This is a genomic window from Aureivirga sp. CE67, assembly GCF_015767245.1.
Classification (GTDB): Bacteria; Bacteroidota; Bacteroidia; order Flavobacteriales; family Flavobacteriaceae; genus Aureivirga.
Genome location: NZ_JADOTV010000005.1, coordinates 148,746 through 171,539, shown reverse-complemented (window position 1 = coordinate 171,539; position 22,794 = coordinate 148,746). Strand labels below are relative to the sequence as shown.

Sequence of the window (22,794 nt, the reverse complement as noted above, 5' to 3'; positions counted from 1 at the left end):
GTAATTATTATGAAAAAAGTCAAATTTTCCATCAAAAAGATATTTATCACTTGCTTTTTGACCTTTACGATTGGAATTTCTTTGTCTTTCAAATCTGATTTTTTTGAAGTGGCAAAACAAATTGATATTTATACAACATTGTTTAAAGAGTTAAACATGTATTATATCGATGAAGTAAATCCAGCAGAGTTAACCGAAGTAGCAATTGATAATATGTTGAAAAGTTTGGATCCATATACCAACTTTTATGACGAACAAGGTGTGATTGATGCAAAAATTCATAATAAAGGAGAATATGGAGGAATTGGAACTATCACAAGTTATAAGGATGGATTCTTAGTTTTTCAAAAAGTACATAAAGGAATGCCAGCAGACAAAGCTGGACTAAAAGCTGGGGATAAAGTAGTTCAGATTGATGAAATCAAATTGAATGAAATTCCTGCTGCGGAAGTACAAACTCTATTAAAAGGAACTCCGAAAACACAAGTTCATTTGGTTGTAGAAAGACAAGGAAAGAAAATGGAATTTGATGTTACTCGTGAAAAAATTGAAATTCATGCAGTTCCTTTCTACAAAATGATTGATGATAAAATCGGATATATTGTTTTTACAAAATTTAATGAAAAAGCATCTAAAGAAGTAAAAGCAGCTTATACGGAATTGATGGAGCAAGGTATGGAGAAATTAATCATCGATGTTCGTGGAAATCCTGGAGGTTTACTTCATGAAGCTGTAAATATTGCAAACTTTTTCTTACCAAAAGGAGAAGTAATTGTAACTACAAAAGCTAAAGTAAAAAAATGGAGTGATACCTATAAAACAACAAAACAACCTTTAGATTTACAGATTCCGATTGCTATTTTGGTGGATAATCGTTCCGCTTCTGCTTCTGAAATTTTAGCTGGTTCTTTACAAGATTATGATCGTGGAGTTGTGATTGGGCAACGTTCTTTTGGAAAAGGATTGGTACAGCGTTTTAGAAAATTATCTTACGGAACGCAGATGAAACTTACGATTTCTAAATATTATACGCCAAGTGGAAGATGTATTCAGGAATTAGATTATGCGAATATGGATAAAGATGGAAATGTTCCTAAATTTTCGGATAATGGTGTGAATAGCTTTAAAACTAAAAACGGAAGAACTGTTTATGATGGCGGAGGAGTTGCTCCGGATATTAAAGTTGGAGAAAGAATTGACTCAGATATGATGGAAGGATTGATTCATTCGGAGGCGATGTTTAATTTCGTGACAGATTATTATTATAAAAATCAGAATTTACAGAATCCGATGGATTTTAAGATTTCTAAAAATGATTTTGTTGCTTTAAAAGATTATCTGATCGAAAAAGATACAACTTTCAGAACTCCAGCAGATGTTGCTTTTGCAGAAGCTTTAGAAATTTCAAGTGAAGATGATTTATCAAAAGGTATTTCTAAAGAATATAAAGCTTTAAGAACAAAATTGAAAAAAGAAACTGTAGATAAATTTGATGATTTTCAGGATAGAATTCAGGATAAAATGGAAGATTTTATTATTGAAAGATATATTTATCAGGATGGAGTTTATGAGCATAAAATAAAATATGATGAAGTGATTCAGGAGGCTGTGAAGACTTTGAATGACTCTAAAAAATATGAAGATATTTTGAAATAGTTTGGTGTTTTTGCGAAAGGGATTGTAGTGGATAGCTTTTGTTTTTGCAAAAATTAGTTTTTTCTTAGAAAACGGAGGCGACCGTAGAAGCCCACGGATTTCTTTAGAAAAACTTTTTTTGAAAAATAAAACTAGAAACGAAAAGCCCGACCTTTTTCTGAGTTTTTTGGAAACGAAGAAAAATGGTTTCGCCCAAATTATTGAAATAAAAAAGGGAATTAGTTGTAAATACTGATTCCCTTTTTTTATGTTTTATTTGATCTATAAAGTTTTAGATTTTTAGTGTGTAATTTTCAACTGGATTTTACACACCCCTAACCTCTCTCTAGAGGCGAACAAAAATTAATCTAATAAATCTGTCAATTTCTTGAATTGCTTTTTCGGATCTTTTCCTTCGTAGATAATGTTGTAAACGCAGTTGATGATTGGCGCTTTTGCTTTTAGTTCTTTGTTGATCTTGTAAGCAGATTTTACGGCGTAGTATCCTTCGGCAATCATACTCATTTCTAACATTGCAGATTTTACGGTATATCCTTTTCCGATCATGTTTCCGAAAGTTCTATTTCTACTAAAAACAGAATATCCTGTTACTAATAAATCTCCTAGGTAAGCTGAGTTATTAATGTTTCGTTTCATTTTGTGAATCTTACGAATGTATCGTTTCATTTCACGAATCGAGTTCGACATTAGCACTGCCTGGAAATTATCTCCATAACCTAAACCGTGTGCAATTCCGGCGGCGATTGCATAAATGTTTTTCAACATTGCTGCGTATTCTGTCCCTATAATATCATCTGAGATTTTTGCTTTGATATAATCTCCAACGATATATTTACTTAATTCTATAGCTTTTTCTTCGTCTTGACAAGCGATTGTCAGATAAGATAAGCGTTCCATCGCAACTTCCTCTGCGTGACATGGTCCTGTGATTACACCAATGTTTTCGAAAGGAATATTATGAATTTTATGAAAATGCTCTCCTACAATCAGTCCTGTTTCTGGAACAATTCCTTTGATTGCAGAGAAGATAATTTTATCATCTAATGGAACCGTAATTTTTTCTAATTCATTCTTTAAAAAAGCTGAAGGAATAGCAAAAATCAAGATTTCAGCATATTCTACTAACTCATTTATATCAGAACTTAAATATAATTGCTTGGTGTTAAATTCGGCTGAGCTTAAATAGTTTGGGTTGTGATCGTTTTTTTCAATGTAATCAATTGCGTTTTGATTTCGCATATACCAACCTACTGTTTCAAGGTTTTCACACAACATTTTAACGATAGCCGTAGCCCAACTTCCTCCGCCAAAAACGGCAATTTTCGGTAAAAAATCCATGTAAATAATTGTTTTATATATGCAAAAATAACGCTTTTTCATGGAGACTTAAAAATTTAATGCATTTGATTCCTTATAATTCACCCTTAAAAAGCACATTTTTTTATCTTTGTTTTCACTTAAACAAATAAATTGAGTACACTAAAACGATTTTTGAAAAACACTGTGATTTACGGAATTGCAGCTGTATTACCAAAAGCTATCAATGTAGCTTTAGTTAAATTTCATACATTATATTTATCTAATGAAGAATATAGTAGTAACACCCATTTTTATGTGTGGATTGCTTATTTGAATGTTATTTTAACCTACGGAATGGAAACTTCTTTTTTTCGTTTTTTCAATAAAGAAAAGGAAAAAGGAAAAGTTGTTTCTACATCTTTTTTGACGATATTATCTACTTCAATAATTGCTCTTCTACTTCTATTATTATTCAAAAATGAAATTTCAAATTTTATTGGCTTCTCAAAACCAATTTATTTTGAACTTCTTATTTGGATTAGTGTTTTAGATGCTTTAGTAGCAATTCCTTTTGCATATCTTCGTGTTACAAATCGACCAATTCGCTATACAGCAATTCGAATTTTGAATATTTGTATTTATGCTTTTTTCAATATTCTTTTCATTTGGTATATACCAACAGCAATAAAAAAAGGCTATTTTTTACCAGAATTTATTGCTTCAAATTATGATGCAAGTTTCAAAGAAGGATATATTTTTATTGCAAATTTAATTGCGAGTGCGGTAACTTTTATAGTCTTACTTCCAATAATTTTCCAATTTAAAATTTCTTTTGATAGAAGAATTATCAAAAATATGCTTTCTTATAGTTGGCCAATTTTAGTAGCAGGTTTGGCTTATATTACAAATGAAAATTTGGATAAACTAATCATTAAAAGTATCATGGGAGATTTTGAAATGGGAGCTTATGCAGCCGCTTACAAAATTGGAGTAATTATGTCTTTATTCATTTTTGCTTTCAAACTTGGTGCAGAACCATTTTTTTTCAATTATGCTTCTAAAGATAATGCGAAAGAAGCTTATGCAATCATTATGAAATGGTTTACAATTGCAGGGAGTTTACTAATGCTTTTTGTAATGTTATATCTAGATATTATCGCACCTCTTTTATTAGGAAAAAATACATTCTTCCAACTATTAAATATTGTTCCAATCGTTCTTTTAGCATTACTTTTTTCTGGAATTTATAACAATCTTTCTATTTGGTATAAATTGACAGACAAAACTAAATATGGAATGTATTTTTCAATTATAGGAGCTTTAATTACGATTAGTCTTTTATTCATTTTAGTACCAATTGTTGGTTCAATTGCTGCCGCATGGACAACTTTAGCAGCTTATGGAAGTATGACTGTAATTTCTTATTTATATAGTAGAAAACATTATTTAATTCCTTATAAAATCAAAGATATTCTTTTTTACATTTTATTTTCTGTAGCACTTATTATAGCTTATGATTATTTTGTTACAGATAATTTATGGATTGCTACAGTCTTTTTATTAGTTTATTTAGGCGTATTATTTATAAAAGAAAAAAAGGAATTGAGAAAAATTTTAAAACGATAAAAATGCAAGTAGAAATCATAAACAAATCAAAACATGAAACTCCGAGTTATGAAACAATTAATTCGGCAGGAATGGATTTAAGAGCGAATATTGAAGAAGCAATTACGTTGAAACCTTTAGAAAGAACTATTGTAAAAACAGGACTTTTTATTGCACTTCCAGAAGGAACTGAAGCACAAGTTCGTCCAAGAAGTGGATTGGCAGCAAAGTATGGAATTACGGTATTAAACGCTCCAGGAACAATTGATGCAGATTACCGTGGAGAAGTTGGAGTGATTTTAGTAAATCTTTCTAACGAAACGTTTACCATCAACGATGGAGATAGAATCGCACAGATGGTTATTGCCAAATACGAACACATCCAATGGAAAGAAGTTTCTGAGTTAGGTTCTACAGAAAGAGGAACTGGTGGATTTGGAAGTACAGGAATCTAAAAATGTTAAAATTAGTCTAAATTACTGATTTTAAGTTTTTTAAGTGTTTTATTCAAAATTTTATTATTTATATTTGAGTATAGTTAATTATTTAAATGATTTTATTATGAAGAAAATACTTTTGTTTTTTGTAGTTGCGACAATGGCATTAGTTTCGTGTAGCGATGATGATGATAATAATTACGTAGATCCAATTATTGGTAATTGGGATTTATACAAAATAATCATGGTGACTCCTGACGGAACTGAAATAGAAGTGGGAGACGATTGTGAGTTACAATCTTCTATTTATTTTAAAGTAAATGGAGATTTGACTTCAAATTGGTTTGAAGAAGATGATGATTCAAATTGTATAGAAACTTTATACGATGGAGATTGGTCAAGAAGAAATGACGGTGGTTATAATATTGCCGCTCAAGAAACTGGTGGTGGAGATTTCGAATTAGATATTATCTATCCAGAATTTAGAGAAAATTATACTAAAATGAGAATTCCGGTAACGCCAGATGAAGTTTCAGTGAATCAAACTTATGCAGTATTTAAGTTGAAATAAACACACTCTTTGAAAACAAAATAATTAAAACAAAAAGCCAGTAATTTATTTTATTACTGGCTTTTTTTATGGATTTCATTTTTAATCTTAATACCTCATCTTGCTAAAAATATCCCAAAGTACAACTCCTGTACTTACAGAAATATTTAAAGAATGTTTTGTACCAAATTGTGGAATTTCAATAGAATTTGTACAAGCAGAAACTACTTCCTGTTGCACTCCTTTTACTTCATTTCCCATTACAATTGCATATTTTTTATTCTTATCTACAGAAAAATCTTGTAGCATGATACTATCCTCTACTTGCTCGATTGCATACACCTCAACATTTTCTTCTTTCAGCTTGTTTACAACATCTATTGTTTCTTCTACATATTCCCATTCTACAGATTCTGTTGCTCCCAATGCTGTTTTATGAATTTCTTTATTCGGTGGCGTTGCTGTAATTCCACACAGATAAATTTTTTCTACTAAAAAAGCGTCACTTGTTCTAAAAACAGACCCAACATTATTTAAACTTCTAATATTATCTAGAATAATAATTAAAGGAATTTTTTCTGCCTTTTTAAAATTCTCAACATCCAGTCTTCCTAATTCGCTGTTTTTTAATTTTCTCATAAATTTCGTTCTAAAATAGATAGCAAAAATAAAACATCTAGAAACTTAGACCTAAAGAAAACGAATCGATTTTCTGATTGTTATTTAACATTATCATATTTGAAATCATCAGAGAGAATTTTAATTATTTTAAAACACACCCCTAGCCCCTCTCAAGAGTGGAATTTGATAATCTATAAATCTTAATATAAAATGAATTGTGATAATATTTATTTTTCTAAAACAATCTTCTCGATTTGTGTTCCTTGTTCCGTTGCTATTTTAATAAAATAAACTCCTTTTTCAAATGAGCTTAAATCTATTTCTTTATTATTTTGGTTTAAAACTTTTAATCTTTTAGATAAATAATCATAAACTTCCACAGAGATGACTTCTTGGTTGTTTTGGTTTATAAATACTTTTCCTGTTGTCGGATTTGGGTATACTTCTACCCTACTTTTAATAAAATCATCTGTGTTTAAATCTGGATTTTCGATCATGATATAATCTGCTGCTGGATCTAAAACAACTTCTGTTACCTGAAAAGAAACAGGAACTGTAAAAGTTTGGAAATTTTGTGCATGATCTAAAATAATAAACTCAGATTCTCCTCCACTTCCTTTTAATTCGACAGGTAATCGTATCTCAAAGAAGTCTACAGACGAATCCGATTGTGCTTGGTTTAAAGTAATACTTAAATTATCTCCATCTTGTGACCAATTATATCCATAAGTTGGATATCCTTCTCCATATAACCAATCTGCGAAAAACTCGGTTAAATCCTCTCCACTCGCTGCTTCATAATGTGCAATTACTTGATCTGATTTTGCATATCCGTAAGCTAATTCTTCATCTGATAAAATATTTTTTGAAGCTTGGAAGAAATCTTCATCTCCTATGTGTTTACGTAACATATGTAATAGCATCGAACCTTTGTTGTATGTCAATCTAGAGCTAAATAATCTACTTTCGCTTAAAGTATCATTTGGTTGAATATAAACAGATCCTGTAGGCTGAGAAGTGATACTTAAAATCTTATTAATTCTCCAATTCTTGAAATCTTCTTCTCCATCTAAATGTTCTATTACAATTCCACTCAAATAAGTTGCATATCCTTCATTTACCCACAAATCTGACCAAGAACCACAAGTAACTTTATCTCCAAACCATTGGTGTGCTAATTCGTGTGCAATTAATCCTCTGTTGAAATTCCCCATAAAACTCATCGTTGTATGTTCCATTCCTCCTCCCCAACCAAATTGGGCATGTCCGTATTTTTCTTCTTTAAAAGGATAAATTTCAAATAAATCACCAAAAAGCTCCATGATTTCTACCGTCACAGGAGTTTTTGATTGTGCTAAAGTTAAGTTTTCTGGGTATACGTAGTTTTCTATTGGAAATTCATTTTCTGTTCCTTCATAAACAGTTTCTGTATAAATAGAATAGTTTGTTATCGCAATTGCTATTAAATAAGCTGGAATTGGATATTCATGCTTCCAATGTGTGATTTTAGAATCTCCATTTATATCTTCTGAAAGTTTTAATCCGTTAGAAGCAACTGTATAATCTGAAGGAGTTGTTACATAAATATCTATTTCTTCTACTTTATCAATTAAGTCTTGCTTACAAGGCCACCATTGTTTTGCTCCATAAGGCTCTGAAAGTGTCCAAACAATTGGAGTTCCTTGATGCGTAGCTCTTGTAAAAGCACCAAACCCTGTGTTTGATTCTGGATTTCCACTATAAGTTACTTCTACTGCTGAAGCATCTCCTTCTGCTACAGTTTCGCTTAAAGTAATTGTTAGAATATCATCTTCATGTGTAAATGTAAGAGAATTCTCTCCTTGTTTCACTTCCGAAACAGCCATATTATCAGCTAAATCGAAGGCAATAGTTGTCATGTCTTCCAAAGCTGTAAAATTGGAAGTTACTGTTCCGGAAATATAAGCTTGTGTAATATCCGGATCTACATTCCATTCCAATTTATGATATGTCAAATCATAGTTTGAAGTGTGATTCGTTTCACTGTTCGTATTTCGGAAAGCATATTTTCTACCTTCATTTTTGATTAAGTCTTCTAAATAAGCATCTTTGTAGTAAGGCTCTTCTTGGGCTCTACCAGTTATTCCGATGAATAATAGTAGAATAAGCGTGTAAAATTGTTTCATTTATGGTAATTTTGCAAAATATTTATTTTTTGAATTTTTATTAAAAATCTTTTTCACATTTAAGGCTATTTCTGACCTCAGTAAGGATAAAATTAATAATTGAAAAAGTTTTGATTAAAATACATGAAATTCATCAATACTTATCCCAAATATATGTAAATAATGGATTTAAAATTTTTTAAAAAATCAATCCCAACTCTTATCGTAATGGGAATTTTCTCTGTAATCGCAATTTCATTAATCTTTTACATGATGATTCCTGAGAAAAAACTTCCAGTTTATAATCCTGTAGACGTGAACCCTACTTTAGTCGATGAAAGTATGCGTCACGTACGAAGAAATCATAAAATTTCAGATTTTGAGTTAATTAACCAAAATGGAGAAACAATTACGCAAGAAGATTATAACGGAAAAATCTATGTTGCAGATTTCTTTTTTACAAGATGTCAAACGATTTGTCCGATCATGACAACGAATATGGCAAAAATACAAGAAGCTTTTAAGAATGATGATGATATTATGTTTCTTTCGCACTCTGTTACTCCTGTGATGGATAGTGTTCCTGTTTTAAAAGAATATGCGAAGAAAAAAGGTGTGATTGACGGAAAATGGCATGTGACTACTGGAGATAAAAAACATATTTACGAATTGGCTCGTAAAAGTTATTTCGCTGTATTGGAAGAAGGAGATGGTGGAGAACAAGATTTTATCCATACAGAAAATTTTGTTTTGATAGACAAAAGAAAGCAAATCCGTAATTATTACGACGGAACCAATCCTGAAGATATTCAGCGTTTAATAGAAGATATTAAAATCTTGAAAAAAGAATATGAGTAAAAAAAAAGCCAGTATTTAAATTGATAAAATACTGGCTTTTTAATTACAAATCAATAAGTTCCCCTCTTGAGAGGGGTTAGGGGTGTGTAAATATTATAATTGATTTATCCTTAAAAAATGAAATCTAATACAGTTTATCTAAAAAAAATAAAAGAAATAGAAAAAGAGATTTATGATTACTTTAAGTTATCTTTTGCAAATGAAGAGGACGAATTTGAACACAATAAATCAGTAAAGAATAAGTACAAAGAATTGTTTATTCAAACAGAGAATAGAGATTCTGTTTTTATCAGAAAAGTTCTATTGTCTTTGCTAAATTAACTGGATGTGCTGAAGATTTGATGATTGCAGATGAAATTATAGATTTTTTGCTTGAAAATAATTACATCAATAAAGAAGATGCTCTTTATTTTTATAATAATTCTGCAACGAATAGGTGGTTTTGAGTTGGAGTGTTATTTATGAAAAATATTTAATAATTATCTAATTCTTTCTTTTTTAATTTTTCTGATATCCTTGTAGATCTAATCCAAAAAATTAAACCTAGTATAAATGAAATTATTCCGGGGAATTTGAGTAAATTCACATAAATTTGATACGAAGAAATATCATTTTCTAATATAGTTATCTTCTTTTTATTGTATTCAATATTTATTTCTTTCTTACTAAGAATTAATTCTTTATCTATCATTTTTAAATACTTTTTATTGAAAATATCTTGTAATGAATCTATTTTAATACTTTTATTTCTAATTGAATCATTATTTGATAGTTCTTTCAAAGAGTTTTCAATAAAAGTCCCTTCTTCAATAAGCTTTAATACTTTCTCTGTTAAATTTTCTTGTTCCTTTAAAAGTAATTTATCTTGCTCCTCACATTTATTTTTTTCAAGTTTTAGAATTTGTTCTTTTTGTAATGGATAAATCATTGCAGTACAAAACATAATTAAGCCACTTATAGTTAAAAACTTATAAATGTTATCAATTCCAGAGAATACATTACTTAAATCTAACATGATTTCAATTTAATGATAAGAGTTTATACTATCATATTTTACTTCAAGTTCATCCATTGCTTTTTTCAATTCATTTGATTTATCAGGATGTTTTTCTACTATATTTTTTAATTTTGATTTCAATTCATCTGGAGTTTCGCTAACTGCATCTTCACATCCACCAAGAATAGGAATTAAAATTGTTAAAAGCAACATAGTTTTACCTCCAGGCATTTTGAACTCTATTTTCCCAGGGGATTGAACATTTAATTTTATAGAACTATCATCTATTGATTCTTGAAAATCAAATTCTTCATTTATTATTGAAAGAAAGTTGTTAGTTTGATATATGAATTCTACTAAAGCAAAAGTATTAATATCATTTGATGATCTAACATCTACAACATAATGTCCTGAATTGTCTTTAAAATAAAAAGTATTCATCTCTTTATCAATGAAAGGTGCATAACCTTTTATATCTGAAATAGAATGCCTTGATCCTTTTATTTTATAAAACATCGAGTCAAGAGTATTAAAATTCTTTGTTAAAACCCAATTTACTTTTACTCTTTTTTTATGTTCACAAAAATCATTTGGATTCTCTTCCCAATAACAGTTTTCACTTTCTACTACACCAAAAGCAATTCTCTTAGATTTTCTACTTGGACTAACTATAACATCTCCTTTTGAAAGAGAATTGAAACGTATTAATTTATTATATATAGAAGTTATTTTACTTTTATCACTTGATTCATCAATATCAAGATTTTCAACTAAAGCTATTTTTCGTTTTGTGGCATGCTCATTAACAGGAATTAAATCGCTTAATTCAATATCATTCCAACCTATACCAACAAAACCATTTGTTGTAAAAATATCAAAATTCACCCCCTTATCAGTTCTTACAAACCAATAATTTCCAGTTCTTTCAATTGGAGAATTAAAAAATTTATTTATATAATTATTTATTATATTATTATTTTCATTCATTCTTATTATATTTTCTTTATTCTTTTATTAGCATTCTATACAACAATTCAATTTTTAAAATATGATTATGGAAAGCTGATTGATTGAAAATTCATTTATTATGTTAACTAACAATAAACTAAATTCAAGAATAATTGTTATGTTAAACAAAAACTATTACAAGAATTTCCATTATATATAATATTAAAATATTCAGTTAAAAAATTTACTTAATATCAACAAATACACAAATATAGAAGAATATTTAAATTAACAGTCATCATTATGTTTGATTTATAAAGGAAAAATTAATTTAAACAGTTACACACCCCTAACCCCTCTCAAGAGGGGAATTTGAGAATCTCTGAATTTTTATGCAAGATGAGTTTTGATAATAATTAAACTTTCAATTCTCTAACAAAGCTCACTTTAGAACGATTCTAATTTAGTATCTTTGTGGCTGAATATGATTTTCTGAAAAATGTTTAGATACTATTTTTCATTGCATTAGGGATTGTAGTGGAAAGCTTTTGATTTTTCTGAAAATTAGAATTCTTGGGAAACGGAGGCGACCAACGGAAGCCCACGGATGACCTAGAAATTCTTTTTCAGAAATAGCAAAACTTGTAACGGAAAGCCCGACCCTGTTGTCTGAGCGTAGTCGAAGACAAAAAGGGGAATGCCCAAATAATAAATAGAATCTCGTTTGGTTTGTAAAGGAAAAAATTAATTAAAACAGTTACACACCCCTAATCCCTCTCAAGAGGGGAACTTGATACTTTTTAATAGAAAATTATATTCTTATAGAAATTTCACACAATAAGATATCATGACGATTGAACAACTTCATATAGGAGAAAAAGGAATAATTAAAGATTTTTTGTTTTCGGATGTGCCATTGCCGCTTTTGGAAATGGGATGTTTACCAGGAAAAGTGGTAGAACTGATTCAGATTGCACCACTGAAAGATCCGATTTACATTCGTGTAAATGGTAGCGATATTGCTATCAGAAAAGAGACTGCGAGACAAATAGAAATTACGAAGCTTTAGAATTTTATGAAAGTTGCATTAATTGGAAATCCTAATACGGGAAAAACATCTTTATTCAATCAATTAACAGGTTTAAATCAGAAAGTCGGGAATTATCCGGGAATTACAGTTTCTAAAAAAACAGGAAGTTGTAAACTTTCGGCTACAGAATCGGCTACGATTATCGATTTGCCAGGAACGTATAGTATCACGCCTTCTTCTTTGGATGAAGCGATTGTGTTGGATACTTTGATTGACCAAGAAAATAAAGCATATCCAGATTTAGTTGTTGTAGTTGCAGAAGTTGAGAATTTGAAGCGAAACTTGTATTTGTTTTCTCAGATTAAAGATTTGGAGCTTCCGACTATTTTGGTAATCAACATGGCGGATCAGATGGAAAAGAAAGGAATTTCTATCGATATTGCGCAGTTGGAAAAAGAACTACACACGAAAATTGTTTTAATCAGTGCGAAGAAAAACGAAGGAATTGATGATTTGAAAAAGGCAATGTTGGATTATAAAAATATTTCGACACAACCTTTGGAAGAAATCTCGAAGAGAATGGACACTGATTTCTTTACTAAACTTAAAAATGACAATCCACAAATAGCTCTTTATACGCTTTGGTTGTTGATTTCTCAAGAGTTTTTACCAGAAAAAACAAGGAATGAACATGAGAAATTGATTTCTACTTATGAGGGAGAAAGAGCAAAAATCAAAAAACTACAACAAAAAGAAACGATTTTCAGATATCAGTTTATTAATGATGTTTTGAAGAAAACTTATGTTGTAGATAAATCAAAAGCATCAGGAATTCAAGCGAAATTGGATAGAATATTGACACATAAAGTTTTTGGTTATGTGATTTTCTTTATGATTTTAGCACTGATTTTCCAATCGATTTTTAGTTGGTCAAGTGTTCCAATGGATTTCATTGATGAACAAACGACTAATTTAGCTGATTTTGCTACCAATAATCTTCCAGCAGGAGCGTTTACAGATTTAATCACGCAAGGAATCATTCCAGGAATTGGAGGAATTATCATTTTCATTCCGCAAATTGTAATTCTTTTCCTTTTTGTTTCCCTTTTGGAAGAAACAGGATATATGAGTCGTGTAGTTTTCTTGATGGATAAAATCATGCGAAAATTTGGAATGAGTGGAAAAAGTGTGGTTCCGTTAATTTCAGGAACTGCTTGTGCGATTCCAGCGATTATGGCAGCTAGAAACATCAATGGTTGGAAAGAAAGATTGATTACAATTTTAGTAACGCCATTTACTACTTGTTCTGCTAGACTTCCTGTATATGCGATTATTATTGCGCTTGTGATTCCAGAACAAAAAATACTTGGAATTTTCAATTTACAAGGATTTGTGTTACTAGGAATGTATCTTTTAGGTTTTGGAATGGCGATACTTTCTGCTTATGTTTTACACAAAATCATGAAAGTAAAAGCGAAGAATTTCTTCATTATCGAGATGCCAACTTACAAACTTCCTTTGTTGAAAAATATTGGAATTACGGTAGTAGAAAAAACAAAAGCATTCGTTTGGGGAGCAGGAAAAATTATTTTAGCAATTTCGATTATTCTTTGGTTTTTAGCTTCTAATGGAGGAGAGAAATTTCAGAATGCAGAGCAGATTATAAAAGATAAATACGCAAATACACAAGTTTCAGAAGAACAATTACAAAACGATATTTCTTCTTTTCAGTTAGAAAATTCATATATCGGGCAAATGGGGAAAGCAATTGAACCAGCTATTAAACCTCTTGGTTATGATTGGAAAATTGGAATTGCTTTAATTAGTTCTTTTGCTGCGAGAGAAGTATTTGTAGGAACGCTAGCAACGATTTATAGCATCGGAAATGATACAGATGATGAAACGACCATAAAACAAAGAATGGCTGCGGAGATCAATCCGGAGACAGGAAAAAAACGATTTGATTTCCCTACAGGAATGTCGCTTTTAGTTTTTTATGCTTTTGCAATGCAATGTATGGGAACTTTAGCGATTGTAAAAAAAGAAACAAATTCGTGGAAATGGCCAATGTTACAACTTTTCGGAATGGGAATTGTAGCATATGTTTCGTCTTTGTTAGTTTATACTTTTTTGAGTTAAAATGAATTCAGTCCAAATTAGTAGCAATTTTATTGTAAATAAATCAAATTAGTTACTTTTGAACCTTTCACATAAGGTTGTTGTACATAATTGTATCTATAACAAATTTAGAATGAAACTATTTTAAGGATTAATTGTAGTCTAAACTATTATTAGATAAAATTTTTCCTTAAAATTATGGAATGAACAAGAAAAAGTCCTGTCACAGGCAAATAAAATATATTTATTGCTATAAATTATTTCTATCAGTTTAGGCTATAATTTATAAAGTAAAATCTTTTATTTGTTTTAGAATATATTGAAATAGAACAATTTGAAAATAACAGGTACATGGATAAAATGAAACAACATATTTTAAATCCAAACAAGTGGATTGATGAATATGCTGATTATTTATTCAATTATACAATAACAAGAGTAAATAATCATGACACTGCAAAGGATTTAGTTCAAGAAACGTTTTTTGCAGGGTTAAGAGCAAAGGATAATTTCCAAGGAAAGGCAAGTGAGAGAACATGGCTTGTATCGATCTTAAAAAGAAAAATCATTGATCATTACAGAAAGATTAATTCTGCAAAAGGTCAAGCTGAAGTAAAGCTATCTTTCTATACAGATGGTGAAAATGAAGGAAATTGGATCGAAGAAAGAGTACCTCAATCTTGGGATAATGAGGCGGAGAAAAGTATCGAAAATGATGAGTTGAAAGATACTTTAGAAAAATGTATTGATAATTTACCAGAGAAATATGCAATGGTTTTTAGAATGAAAACTATTCAACAATTTGAGACCGAAGAAATCTGTAAGGAACTAGATATCACTTCGTCCAATTTATGGGTAATGATACATAGAGCCAGAACACAACTGAGAAGATGTATGGAGAAAAATTGGTTTAAAAATTAATTTAAAATGGGAAAATTTAAACTATCGTGCGATGAGGCTACTATGATTTGCGATAAAAGTCAGTATGGTGAAGCCTCATTTAGTGAGAAATTGAAATTGAATTTCCATGTTATGTTTTGTAAAATTTGCAAAATGTATTCGCAACAAAATTCAAAGTTGACGGATATATTTAAGTCAAAATGTAGCCTGAATGAAAACAAGCAAAAAATGTCTGAAAATGACAAGAGCGAGCTTTCAAAACAATTTCAAGAAATGTTAAAGAATAATTCTTAAGAATAAACAAAATGAATTTTATATCTGAAGAGTTAGATCAGTATGTTGTAAGACATTCTGAAGATGAGCCAGCATTATTAAAAGAGCTTACAAGAGAAACTTGGCAAAAAGTCTTAAATCCAAGAATGCTAAGTGGACATTTTCAAGGGAGATTATTATCGATAATTTCGAAATTAGTTTCTCCTAAGAACGTACTAGAAATAGGAACATATACAGGGTATTCTACACTGTGTATAGCAGAAGGATTACAAGAAAATGGTGTTTTATACACGATTGATAAAAATGAAGAATTAGAATCTTTTCAGAAAAAGTATTTTGATAAGTCTGATTATTCAAACCAGATAAAACAATTGATAGGAAATGCAATAGAAATCATTCCTACTATTGATGAAAAATTTGATTTGGTATTTATCGATGCAGATAAGAAGAATTATCCGAATTATTTTAATTTAATCATTGATAAAATGAATAAAGGAGGAATTATATTATCTGACAATGTTTTATGGAGTGGAAAGGTTGTAGAACCTTTAGATAAAAAAGATAAGGATACTCCAGCGCTTTTAGAGTATAATAAGCTACTAAAAGAAGATCCAAGAATAGAAACCGTTCTTTTACCAATAAGAGATGGTTTAACGATAAGTAGAGTAAAGTAGTTATTTGATAACTACTTTACTTTTTTTATTTTCTTCTCAATGATATATTTCGAAAGTTTGTAAAAGCTTATTCCGAAAACGATTCCGAATAGCATTCCTACAGTGATATCCGTTGGATAATGAACTCCAAGGTAAATTCTACTGTAAGCGAATAATAAAGGCCATATAAAGGCTAAAATTGCGAATTTGTAGTATTTTCTTAAATGTAAGAATAAATACATCGACAAAGCTGTAGAAGTTGTTGCATGACCTGAAAGGAAACTAAAGCTTCGTGGATTTTTAAGTACACGAATTAAATGCTTGATACTTTCATCGTTATTTGGTCTTAAACGCTGAATAGTTTCTTTAAAAAGATCTACAATCTCATTAGAAACTCCTCCTAAAGCCCCTCCAACTAATAAAACTACAAGTGCATATTTCCAATTTGTTTTTACCCAAATTAGAACTAAAAGAAGTAAAATGAAAGGAATCCAATGTTTTTGGTTTGTAATGAAAAGCCAAAAAGCATCCCAATTTTCATTTCCTAAATTATTTAAAAAGATTAAAATTTTTCTATCTAATTGAAGTATAGAATCAAACATTAAAAGTTACGTTTTATAGGTCCTGTTAAATCGTCAATATCGTCCTTTACTTTATTAATTTCTTTGGTGATATCTTGTGATAAATCTCTACCTTGCTTTGTTACTTCATTAGAATTAGCACTATCTGTGATCTCTTTCTTGATGTCATTTGTGGCATCTTTCACTTGGCGAATTCCTTTTCCTAATCCTCTAGCAATTTCAGGAATTTTATCTGCACCAAAAAGCATCACTACAATTAGTAGTACTACAAAAATCTCTGGTCCGCTTATAAATAAATGCATGATTGTCTGTATTTCTATCTGCAAAGATAAGTTAAAAATAAGAGAAACTGTATTAATTTGAGTTAAAGAAATTTAATTAAAATCTTAAGAAGGTTCATTTTTAAAATCAAAAAAAGCTAACTTCATACGTTATCGATATCAGAAATATCAACGGGGGGCGATGAAAGCTAGCTCTTTTTTGATAACACCGAAATATATTCCGATAATTTTAAGTAAGCTATAAAAAAAGGGGTCTTGTGATATATTTATACCTCTATAAATTTTCAAAACGAATATAGAAAGTATTTTCTGCAACAAGGATAATTCTTTATAAGCGTACAGTTTTTTTTTATGAACGTATTATTTATAATTCATCGAAAGTTGGATTCGTTTTCTTGTTAAATCTACTTCTAATACTTTCACTTTTACTTGCTGATGTAAGCTTACTACTTCATTGATATCACTTACGAAAGTATTACTCAAATTAGAAATATGTACCAATCCACTTTCCTTAATTCCTATATCAACAAAACATCCAAAATTTGTAATATTATTGATGATTCCAGGTAGGATTTGTCCTGTTCGCAAATCTTCAATTGTTTTAATCGTAGCATCAAATTCAAAAATAGTTGCTTTCTTTCTTGGGTCTAAACCTGGTTTTTCCAATTCCTTCACAATATCTTCCAAAGTTGGAATTCCTACTTTATCCGAAACAAAATCATTTACTTTTATTTTAGAAATCAAATCTTTATTTCCAATTAAATCATTCAGAGAAACTTTTAAAGATTTTGCCATTCTCTCCACAATAGGATAACTTTCAGGATGTACTGCTGAATCATCTAGAGGATTTTTAGCATTTTTAATTCGAAGAAAAGCCGCACTTTGCTCAAAAGCTTTTGCTCCCAATCTTTTTACTTTTTTAATTTCATTTCTAGAAGAAAAAGCACCATTTTCCTTACGATATTCCACAATGTTTTCAGCTAGTTTATCTCCAATTCCAGAAACATAACTCAATAAAGATTTACTCGCCGTATTGATATTTACACCTACACTATTTACACAAGTAAAAACTGTTTCGTCTAATTCTTCTTTCAATTTCGACTGATCTACATCGTGTTGGTATTGTCCAACTCCAATCGATTTTGCATCAATTTTCACCAACTCTGCCAAAGGATCAGCTAATCTTCTTCCAATACTCACCGCACCACGAACAGTAATATCATAATTTGGAAATTCTTCTCTCGCAATTTTTGAAGCAGAATATATAGAAGCTCCTGCTTCATTTACGATAAAAACCTGAACATCTTTTTGAAAACGCATTCTCTTGATAAAAGCTTCCGTTTCTCTCGAAGCTGTTCCGTTTCCAATGGCAATTGCTTCAATTTTATAAGCGCTAATCAAAGAATTAATTTTCTTCATCGCTTGTGTCGTTTGTTTTTGTGGCGCATGTGGAAAAATGGTTTCATTATGTACCAAATCCCCTTGTTTATTCAAACAAACTACTTTACAACCTGTTCTATATCCAGGATCAATTGCAAGAATATTCTTTTCTCCTAGTGGAGCTCCAAGCAATAATTGTTTTAAATTTTTCGCAAAAACTTTAATCGCTGTATCGTCTGCTTTTTCTTTTGCAGAAGTTACCGTTTCATTTGAAATCGAAGGAGCTAAAAGACGTTTATACGAATCTTCCGCAGCTAAATAAACTTGCTTATCCACATGATTTGAACGAGAAAATTTATCCAAAATCAAATCAACACCTTCTTCTCGATCTATTTCATTTTTAAGCTTTATGAAACCTTTACTTTCTGCACGAAGAATTGCTAGCAATCGATGTGAAGGACATTTTTGAATTGGCTCAGACCAATCAAAATAATCTTTAAATTTCTGAGCTTCCTCTTCATTTTCGATGTTCTTTACTTTTTTTGTTTCTAAGAAAGAAGACTTTTTATACTCTCGTCTTAAATTATTTCGAACTGCTGTATTTTCACTCATCCATTCTGCAATAATATGTCTTGCTCCTTCCAGAGCTTCTTCTACAGAAGCAACTTCATTGTTGGTATATTTTAAAGCAATAGATTCTATATCCGTAGCTTTTTGAGAGGCTATAATTTTTGCTAAAGGCTCCAAACCTTTTTCTTTTGCAGCACTTGCCTTTGTTTTTCTTTTCTTCTTAAATGGTAAATAAATATCTTCTAAAGCTGTCAAATCAAAGGTTCTGTCAATCTTTTCTCTGATTTCATCAGTCAACTCTCCTTGTTCTTCAATCGCTTTTAGAATCGTTTTTTTTCTTTTTTCAATTTCTTCAAATTGCTTTTTCCATTTCACAATAGATGAAATCTGTACCTCATCTAAGTTTCCAGTAACTTCTTTTCTATATCGTGCAATAAATGGAACTGTACAATCGTCATTCAGCAAAGCAATCGTATTTTCAATACTTTTCGGTGAAATATCACTAAGCTGTTTCGTTATATATTGTGTAACTAGCATTTCTTTTATTTTTAATCCTTACAAATATAATTTTTAAATCTTTGCCTCAAATCTTGTCCAAGAAAAAACGCTTTCAGAATTAAATTCCAAAAGCGCTTTCTAATATTTTAATAAAATAATTTCTATGGATAATAAATTGGTTCAAGCTCTCTCATACTATTTATTTTATAGTATTTCAATTTTCCATCTTCTTTATAACTAATTACTGCTTGCTTTGCAGTCAATTCAAAAGGAATCATCTCTTTAGCTTTGTTTCCATATTCTTCTTTAGAATTTCCACTTAAATTAATATCTTTTTTTCTTTCTTTATTAAAAGCAGCAACTAAATTTGTCCCGCTTCTATTTTTATCATTATTAAAAGCTTTTAAAGCTGTTTTCTTTCCTCTAAAATAGATTTCCTTAAATTCCACATCTTTTACATCTGAAAGATATAATTTCACGTTAGTTCCACCAGCATTTGGTCTTCCTCCAACCCACTTCTGAATAGTCGCTTTATCTATTTTAAACGGAATTTCTGTTGTCAATTTTGGTGTACTGTCCACTTTTTGTGATTTACATTGAATACCTACAAAAGAAATCAAAAAAGAGAATACAAATAGTTTAAATAATCTCATAAATAAATATTTTAAGTCGAAAATACATAAAAAATAAACGAATTTCCAAATACAATTATTTTAAAAAAGTAAATATTTTCATGTTTAAAATCCTTTGATAGAATTTTAAATATTTTAAAAACACACCCCTAGCCCCTCTCAAGAGGGGAATTTAAAACCTGTAAAGATTAACACAAAATGAATCGTGATAATGTTCTGTAAAAAGAAAAAAGCAGCAATAAAATTATTGCTGCTTTTGTTTCTGTTTATTTTTTTGAATCTGAAATAGAATCCTTTTTTTGAATTAAATTTTTAGATTCTTTACTTTTTAACTGAAAAAGTCTCTCTTTATCTACTTTTTCTCGCATATCTTCTAGCCTTTTCTGAGCTGTATACATAATCTCAGAATACTCATCAACTGTAGTGATATAATATTTTATACTCTCTGAAAACTGCGCACTATCAATTTTGTATTTTTCATATACAAATGGCATATAGTCAATTTTCTTTTGTTGATTTTTGTTCTTTACAGAATATGCTCCTTGTGCAATTTGCATATCTACCATCAGATCAATCAATTTCTCTTTTGGTATCAAATTCTCTGGTTCCTTGAAAATAGTATTACTCTCTTTACAAGAACTAAAAACAAAAACTGCTAAAAGTATGTAGATAAATTTCTTCATTAGTTTCTAGTAAATAACAAACGTTCTCCTTTAATATCATCATTAAATTCTCCGTTGTTATAAATTAAATTTCCGTTTACAAAGGTATGAGTAATTTTCGAATTAAATGTTGTTCCTTCAAATGGAGACCATTGACATTTGTAAAGAAGATTTTCTTTGTTTACTGTCCAAGGATCATTCATATCTACAAGAACTAAATCTGCATAAAATCCTTCTTTAACATAACCTCTATCTTCTACTTGGAATAAAATTGCTGGATTATGAGACATTTTTTCTACCATTTTTTCGATAGAAATTTTTCCATTCTTCACAGCTTCCAACATTGCTACCATTGCGTGTTGTACTAAAGGTCCACCACTTGGCGCTTTTGTGTAAACTTGTTGTTTTTCTTCTAAAGTATGAGGAGCATGATCTGTAGCAATTACATCGATTCTATCATCTAATAATGCTTCCCATAACATATCCTGATCTTTCTTTGTTTTTACAGCTGGATTCCATTTGATAAAAGTTCCTTTTTCATCATACATAGAATCGTCAAAATTTAAGTGATGTACACAAACTTCTGCTGTGATCTTTTTATCTTTTAATGGAATATCATTTCTGAATAAAGAAGTTTCTTTCCCTGTAGATAAATGGAAAATATGAAGTCTTGCTCCAGTTTTCTTTGCTAATTCAATTGCTTTTGAAGAAGAAAGGTAACAAGCCTCTTCACTACGAATAATCGGGTGATATTTGATAGGAATATCCTCTCCAAATTCTGCTTTATACTTTTCTAAATTAGCTCTAATCGTTCCTTCATCTTCACAATGTACAGAAATTACCATGTCCGTACTTGAAAAAATCTTTTCTAAAACTTCTTCATTATCAACTAACATGTTTCCTGTAGAAGAACCTAAGAATAACTTAATCCCAGCAACGTTTCTAGGATTCGTCTTTAATAATTCTTCTAAATTATCATTTGTTCCTCCGAACATAAATGAATAATTCGCATAAGATGTTTTGGAAGCGATATCAAATTTTTCCTCTAATAACTCTTGTGTTACAGATTGAGGATTTGTATTTGGCATTTCAATAAATGACGTAATTCCTCCTGCAACTGCCGCTCTACTCTCCGTCTCAATATTCGCTTTGTGCGTTAAACCTGGCTCTCTAAAGTGCACTTGATCATCGATAGCTCCTGGTAATAAATATTTCCCTGTTGCATCGATTACTGTACAATTTTCAGGTAAATCTGCGATGTTTTCTTCGATCTTTACGATTCTTTGATCTTTAATTAAAACATCTTTTACTTCTGTCTTGTTTTCGTTAACTACGAAAGCATTTTTGATTAATGTAGAACTCATTATTTATCTATTTTGGGCAAACCTTTTAATCTCATTTTTAAAACTCCAAAAATGGCTTCTTTGATAATAGAACCATTCATTTTGGAAGCTCCTCGAACTCTATCTGTAAATACGATAGAAACTTCATTTATTTTGAAACCATGTTTCCATGATTTGTATTTCATTTCTATTTGAAAAGCATAGCCAACAAATTGAATTTTATCATAATCAATTTTTTCCAACACTTCTCTCTTATAACATACAAAACCTGCTGTGGTGTCATACACCGGAATTCCTGTAATCACTCTCACATATTTCGAAGCTAAATAAGACAGTAAAATTCGCTTCATATCCCAATTTACCACGTTGATTTCATGATTCATATATCTAGAACCAACAGCAACATCTGCACCTTCTTTCGTACAAGATTCATAAAGTCTTGGTAAATCTTTCGGATTGTGAGAAAAATCGGCATCCATTTCTATGATATAATCATATTTCTTTTCTATCGCCCACTTAAATCCATGAATATATGCCGTTCCTAAACCTGCTTTTTCTTTTCTAATTTCTAAAAAAAGTCGATTTGGATATTTTTTGATTAATTTTTTTACAATTTCAGAAGTTCCATCAGGAGAGTTATCATCAACAATTAAAACGTCAAATTCTTTCTTCAAAGCAAATACAGCCTCAATTATTGCTTCAACATTCTCTTTTTCGTTGTATGTAGGAATAATGACTAAAGTGTCGTTCATAAATTC

General features: G+C 30.0%; 22 protein-coding genes. 10 read left to right on the top strand and 12 right to left on the bottom strand.

From position 1 onward, the window contains the following. Positions 1 to 9 precede the first annotated feature (9 nt). On the top strand, positions 10 to 1,656 hold the full coding sequence (locus I0K12_RS08815) for a S41 family peptidase (protein WP_196887183.1): 1,647 nt from the start codon (positions 10 to 12) through the stop codon (positions 1,654 to 1,656). A gap of 342 nt (positions 1,657 to 1,998) precedes the next feature. Here I0K12_RS08815 and I0K12_RS08810 read toward each other — a convergent pair whose 3' ends face one another. After that, the gene (locus I0K12_RS08810) at positions 1,999 to 2,994 is read right to left on the bottom strand and encodes an NAD(P)H-dependent glycerol-3-phosphate dehydrogenase (RefSeq protein WP_196887180.1); all 996 of its coding nucleotides are present in this window, start codon (positions 2,992 to 2,994) and stop codon (positions 1,999 to 2,001) included. A 132-nt stretch (positions 2,995 to 3,126) separates the two neighbouring features. Here I0K12_RS08810 and I0K12_RS08805 point away from each other — a divergent pair, with 132 nt between their 5' ends. From I0K12_RS08805 to I0K12_RS08795, 3 genes are all read left to right on the top strand, one after another. Beyond that, positions 3,127 to 4,581, top strand: a complete 1,455-nt coding sequence (locus I0K12_RS08805; protein WP_196887178.1) for a lipopolysaccharide biosynthesis protein — start codon at positions 3,127 to 3,129, stop codon at positions 4,579 to 4,581. 2 nt (positions 4,582 to 4,583) lie between these two features. Further along, on the top strand, positions 4,584 to 5,015 hold the full coding sequence (gene dut / locus I0K12_RS08800; RefSeq protein ID WP_196887176.1) for a dUTP diphosphatase: 432 nt from the start codon (positions 4,584 to 4,586) through the stop codon (positions 5,013 to 5,015). Positions 5,016 to 5,121: 106 nt separating this feature from the next. After that, a complete protein-coding gene (locus I0K12_RS08795) occupies positions 5,122 to 5,568 on the top strand; it encodes a lipocalin family protein (protein ID WP_196887175.1) in 447 nt (148 codons plus the stop codon). 87 nt (positions 5,569 to 5,655) lie between these two features. Here I0K12_RS08795 and I0K12_RS08790 read toward each other — a convergent pair whose 3' ends face one another. Beyond that, the gene (locus I0K12_RS08790; protein ID WP_196887174.1) at positions 5,656 to 6,186 is read right to left on the bottom strand and encodes an RNA methyltransferase; all 531 of its coding nucleotides are present in this window, start codon (positions 6,184 to 6,186) and stop codon (positions 5,656 to 5,658) included. Positions 6,187 to 6,395: 209 nt separating this feature from the next. Beyond that, the gene (locus tag I0K12_RS08785) at positions 6,396 to 8,333 is read right to left on the bottom strand and encodes a M1 family aminopeptidase (RefSeq protein ID WP_196887173.1); all 1,938 of its coding nucleotides are present in this window, start codon (positions 8,331 to 8,333) and stop codon (positions 6,396 to 6,398) included. A 162-nt stretch (positions 8,334 to 8,495) separates the two neighbouring features. Between I0K12_RS08785 and I0K12_RS08780 the strand changes: the two genes are divergently transcribed. Next, a complete protein-coding gene (locus I0K12_RS08780) occupies positions 8,496 to 9,170 on the top strand; it encodes an SCO family protein (protein WP_196887172.1) in 675 nt (224 codons plus the stop codon). A 117-nt stretch (positions 9,171 to 9,287) separates the two neighbouring features. Beyond that, positions 9,288 to 9,491, top strand: a complete 204-nt coding sequence (locus I0K12_RS08775; RefSeq protein ID WP_196887171.1) for a hypothetical protein — start codon at positions 9,288 to 9,290, stop codon at positions 9,489 to 9,491. A gap of 151 nt (positions 9,492 to 9,642) precedes the next feature. Here the strand turns inward: I0K12_RS08775 and I0K12_RS08770 are convergent, their stop codons facing one another. After that, the gene (locus tag I0K12_RS08770) at positions 9,643 to 10,185 is read right to left on the bottom strand and encodes a hypothetical protein (RefSeq protein ID WP_196887170.1); all 543 of its coding nucleotides are present in this window, start codon (positions 10,183 to 10,185) and stop codon (positions 9,643 to 9,645) included. A 9-nt stretch (positions 10,186 to 10,194) separates the two neighbouring features. Next, on the bottom strand, positions 10,195 to 11,154 hold the full coding sequence (locus tag I0K12_RS08765; protein WP_196887169.1) for a hypothetical protein: 960 nt from the start codon (positions 11,152 to 11,154) through the stop codon (positions 10,195 to 10,197). A gap of 808 nt (positions 11,155 to 11,962) precedes the next feature. Between I0K12_RS08765 and I0K12_RS08760 the strand changes: the two genes are divergently transcribed. From I0K12_RS08760 to I0K12_RS08745, 4 genes are all read left to right on the top strand, one after another. Next, a complete protein-coding gene (locus tag I0K12_RS08760) occupies positions 11,963 to 12,184 on the top strand; it encodes a ferrous iron transport protein A (protein WP_196887167.1) in 222 nt (73 codons plus the stop codon). A 6-nt stretch (positions 12,185 to 12,190) separates the two neighbouring features. Beyond that, the gene (feoB, locus tag I0K12_RS08755; RefSeq protein WP_196887165.1) at positions 12,191 to 14,284 is read left to right on the top strand and encodes a ferrous iron transport protein B; all 2,094 of its coding nucleotides are present in this window, start codon (positions 12,191 to 12,193) and stop codon (positions 14,282 to 14,284) included. 339 nt (positions 14,285 to 14,623) lie between these two features. Next, a complete protein-coding gene (locus I0K12_RS08750; protein ID WP_196887265.1) occupies positions 14,624 to 15,184 on the top strand; it encodes a sigma-70 family RNA polymerase sigma factor in 561 nt (186 codons plus the stop codon). A 284-nt stretch (positions 15,185 to 15,468) separates the two neighbouring features. Next, entirely contained in the window at positions 15,469 to 16,110 is a 642-nt protein-coding gene (locus I0K12_RS08745) for an O-methyltransferase (RefSeq protein ID WP_196887163.1), read from the top strand. Positions 16,111 to 16,121: 11 nt separating this feature from the next. Here the strand turns inward: I0K12_RS08745 and I0K12_RS08740 are convergent, their stop codons facing one another. The 7 genes from I0K12_RS08740 to I0K12_RS08710 all read right to left on the bottom strand — a co-directional run bounded on the left by I0K12_RS08740 (position 16,122) and on the right by I0K12_RS08710 (position 22,788). After that, positions 16,122 to 16,691: a phosphatase PAP2 family protein gene (locus tag I0K12_RS08740; RefSeq protein ID WP_196887162.1), complete on the bottom strand. Its 570-nt coding sequence runs from the start codon at positions 16,689 to 16,691 to the stop codon at positions 16,122 to 16,124. After that, on the bottom strand, positions 16,691 to 16,972 hold the full coding sequence (locus I0K12_RS08735) for a twin-arginine translocase TatA/TatE family subunit (RefSeq protein WP_196887159.1): 282 nt from the start codon (positions 16,970 to 16,972) through the stop codon (positions 16,691 to 16,693). The genes I0K12_RS08740 and I0K12_RS08735 overlap by 1 nt, the downstream gene beginning before the upstream one ends. Positions 16,973 to 17,311: 339 nt before the next feature. Continuing rightward, a complete protein-coding gene (locus I0K12_RS08730; RefSeq protein ID WP_196887158.1) occupies positions 17,312 to 19,438 on the bottom strand; it encodes a Tex family protein in 2,127 nt (708 codons plus the stop codon). A gap of 122 nt (positions 19,439 to 19,560) precedes the next feature. Beyond that, complete coding sequence (locus tag I0K12_RS08725; RefSeq protein ID WP_196887156.1) at positions 19,561 to 20,052, bottom strand: hypothetical protein; 492 nt, start codon at positions 20,050 to 20,052, stop codon at positions 19,561 to 19,563. Positions 20,053 to 20,297: 245 nt separating this feature from the next. Beyond that, the gene (locus tag I0K12_RS08720) at positions 20,298 to 20,714 is read right to left on the bottom strand and encodes a DUF4296 domain-containing protein (RefSeq protein ID WP_196887154.1); all 417 of its coding nucleotides are present in this window, start codon (positions 20,712 to 20,714) and stop codon (positions 20,298 to 20,300) included. After that, entirely contained in the window at positions 20,714 to 22,057 is a 1,344-nt protein-coding gene (locus tag I0K12_RS08715) for a dihydroorotase (protein WP_196887153.1), read from the bottom strand. Before I0K12_RS08715 ends, I0K12_RS08720 begins: the two co-directional genes overlap by 1 nt. Next, positions 22,057 to 22,788 (bottom strand): polyprenol monophosphomannose synthase, encoded by a 732-nt coding sequence (locus tag I0K12_RS08710; protein WP_196887152.1) that lies wholly within the window; start codon positions 22,786 to 22,788, stop codon positions 22,057 to 22,059. Before I0K12_RS08710 ends, I0K12_RS08715 begins: the two co-directional genes overlap by 1 nt. Between the last annotated feature and the right edge of the window lie 6 nt (positions 22,789 to 22,794).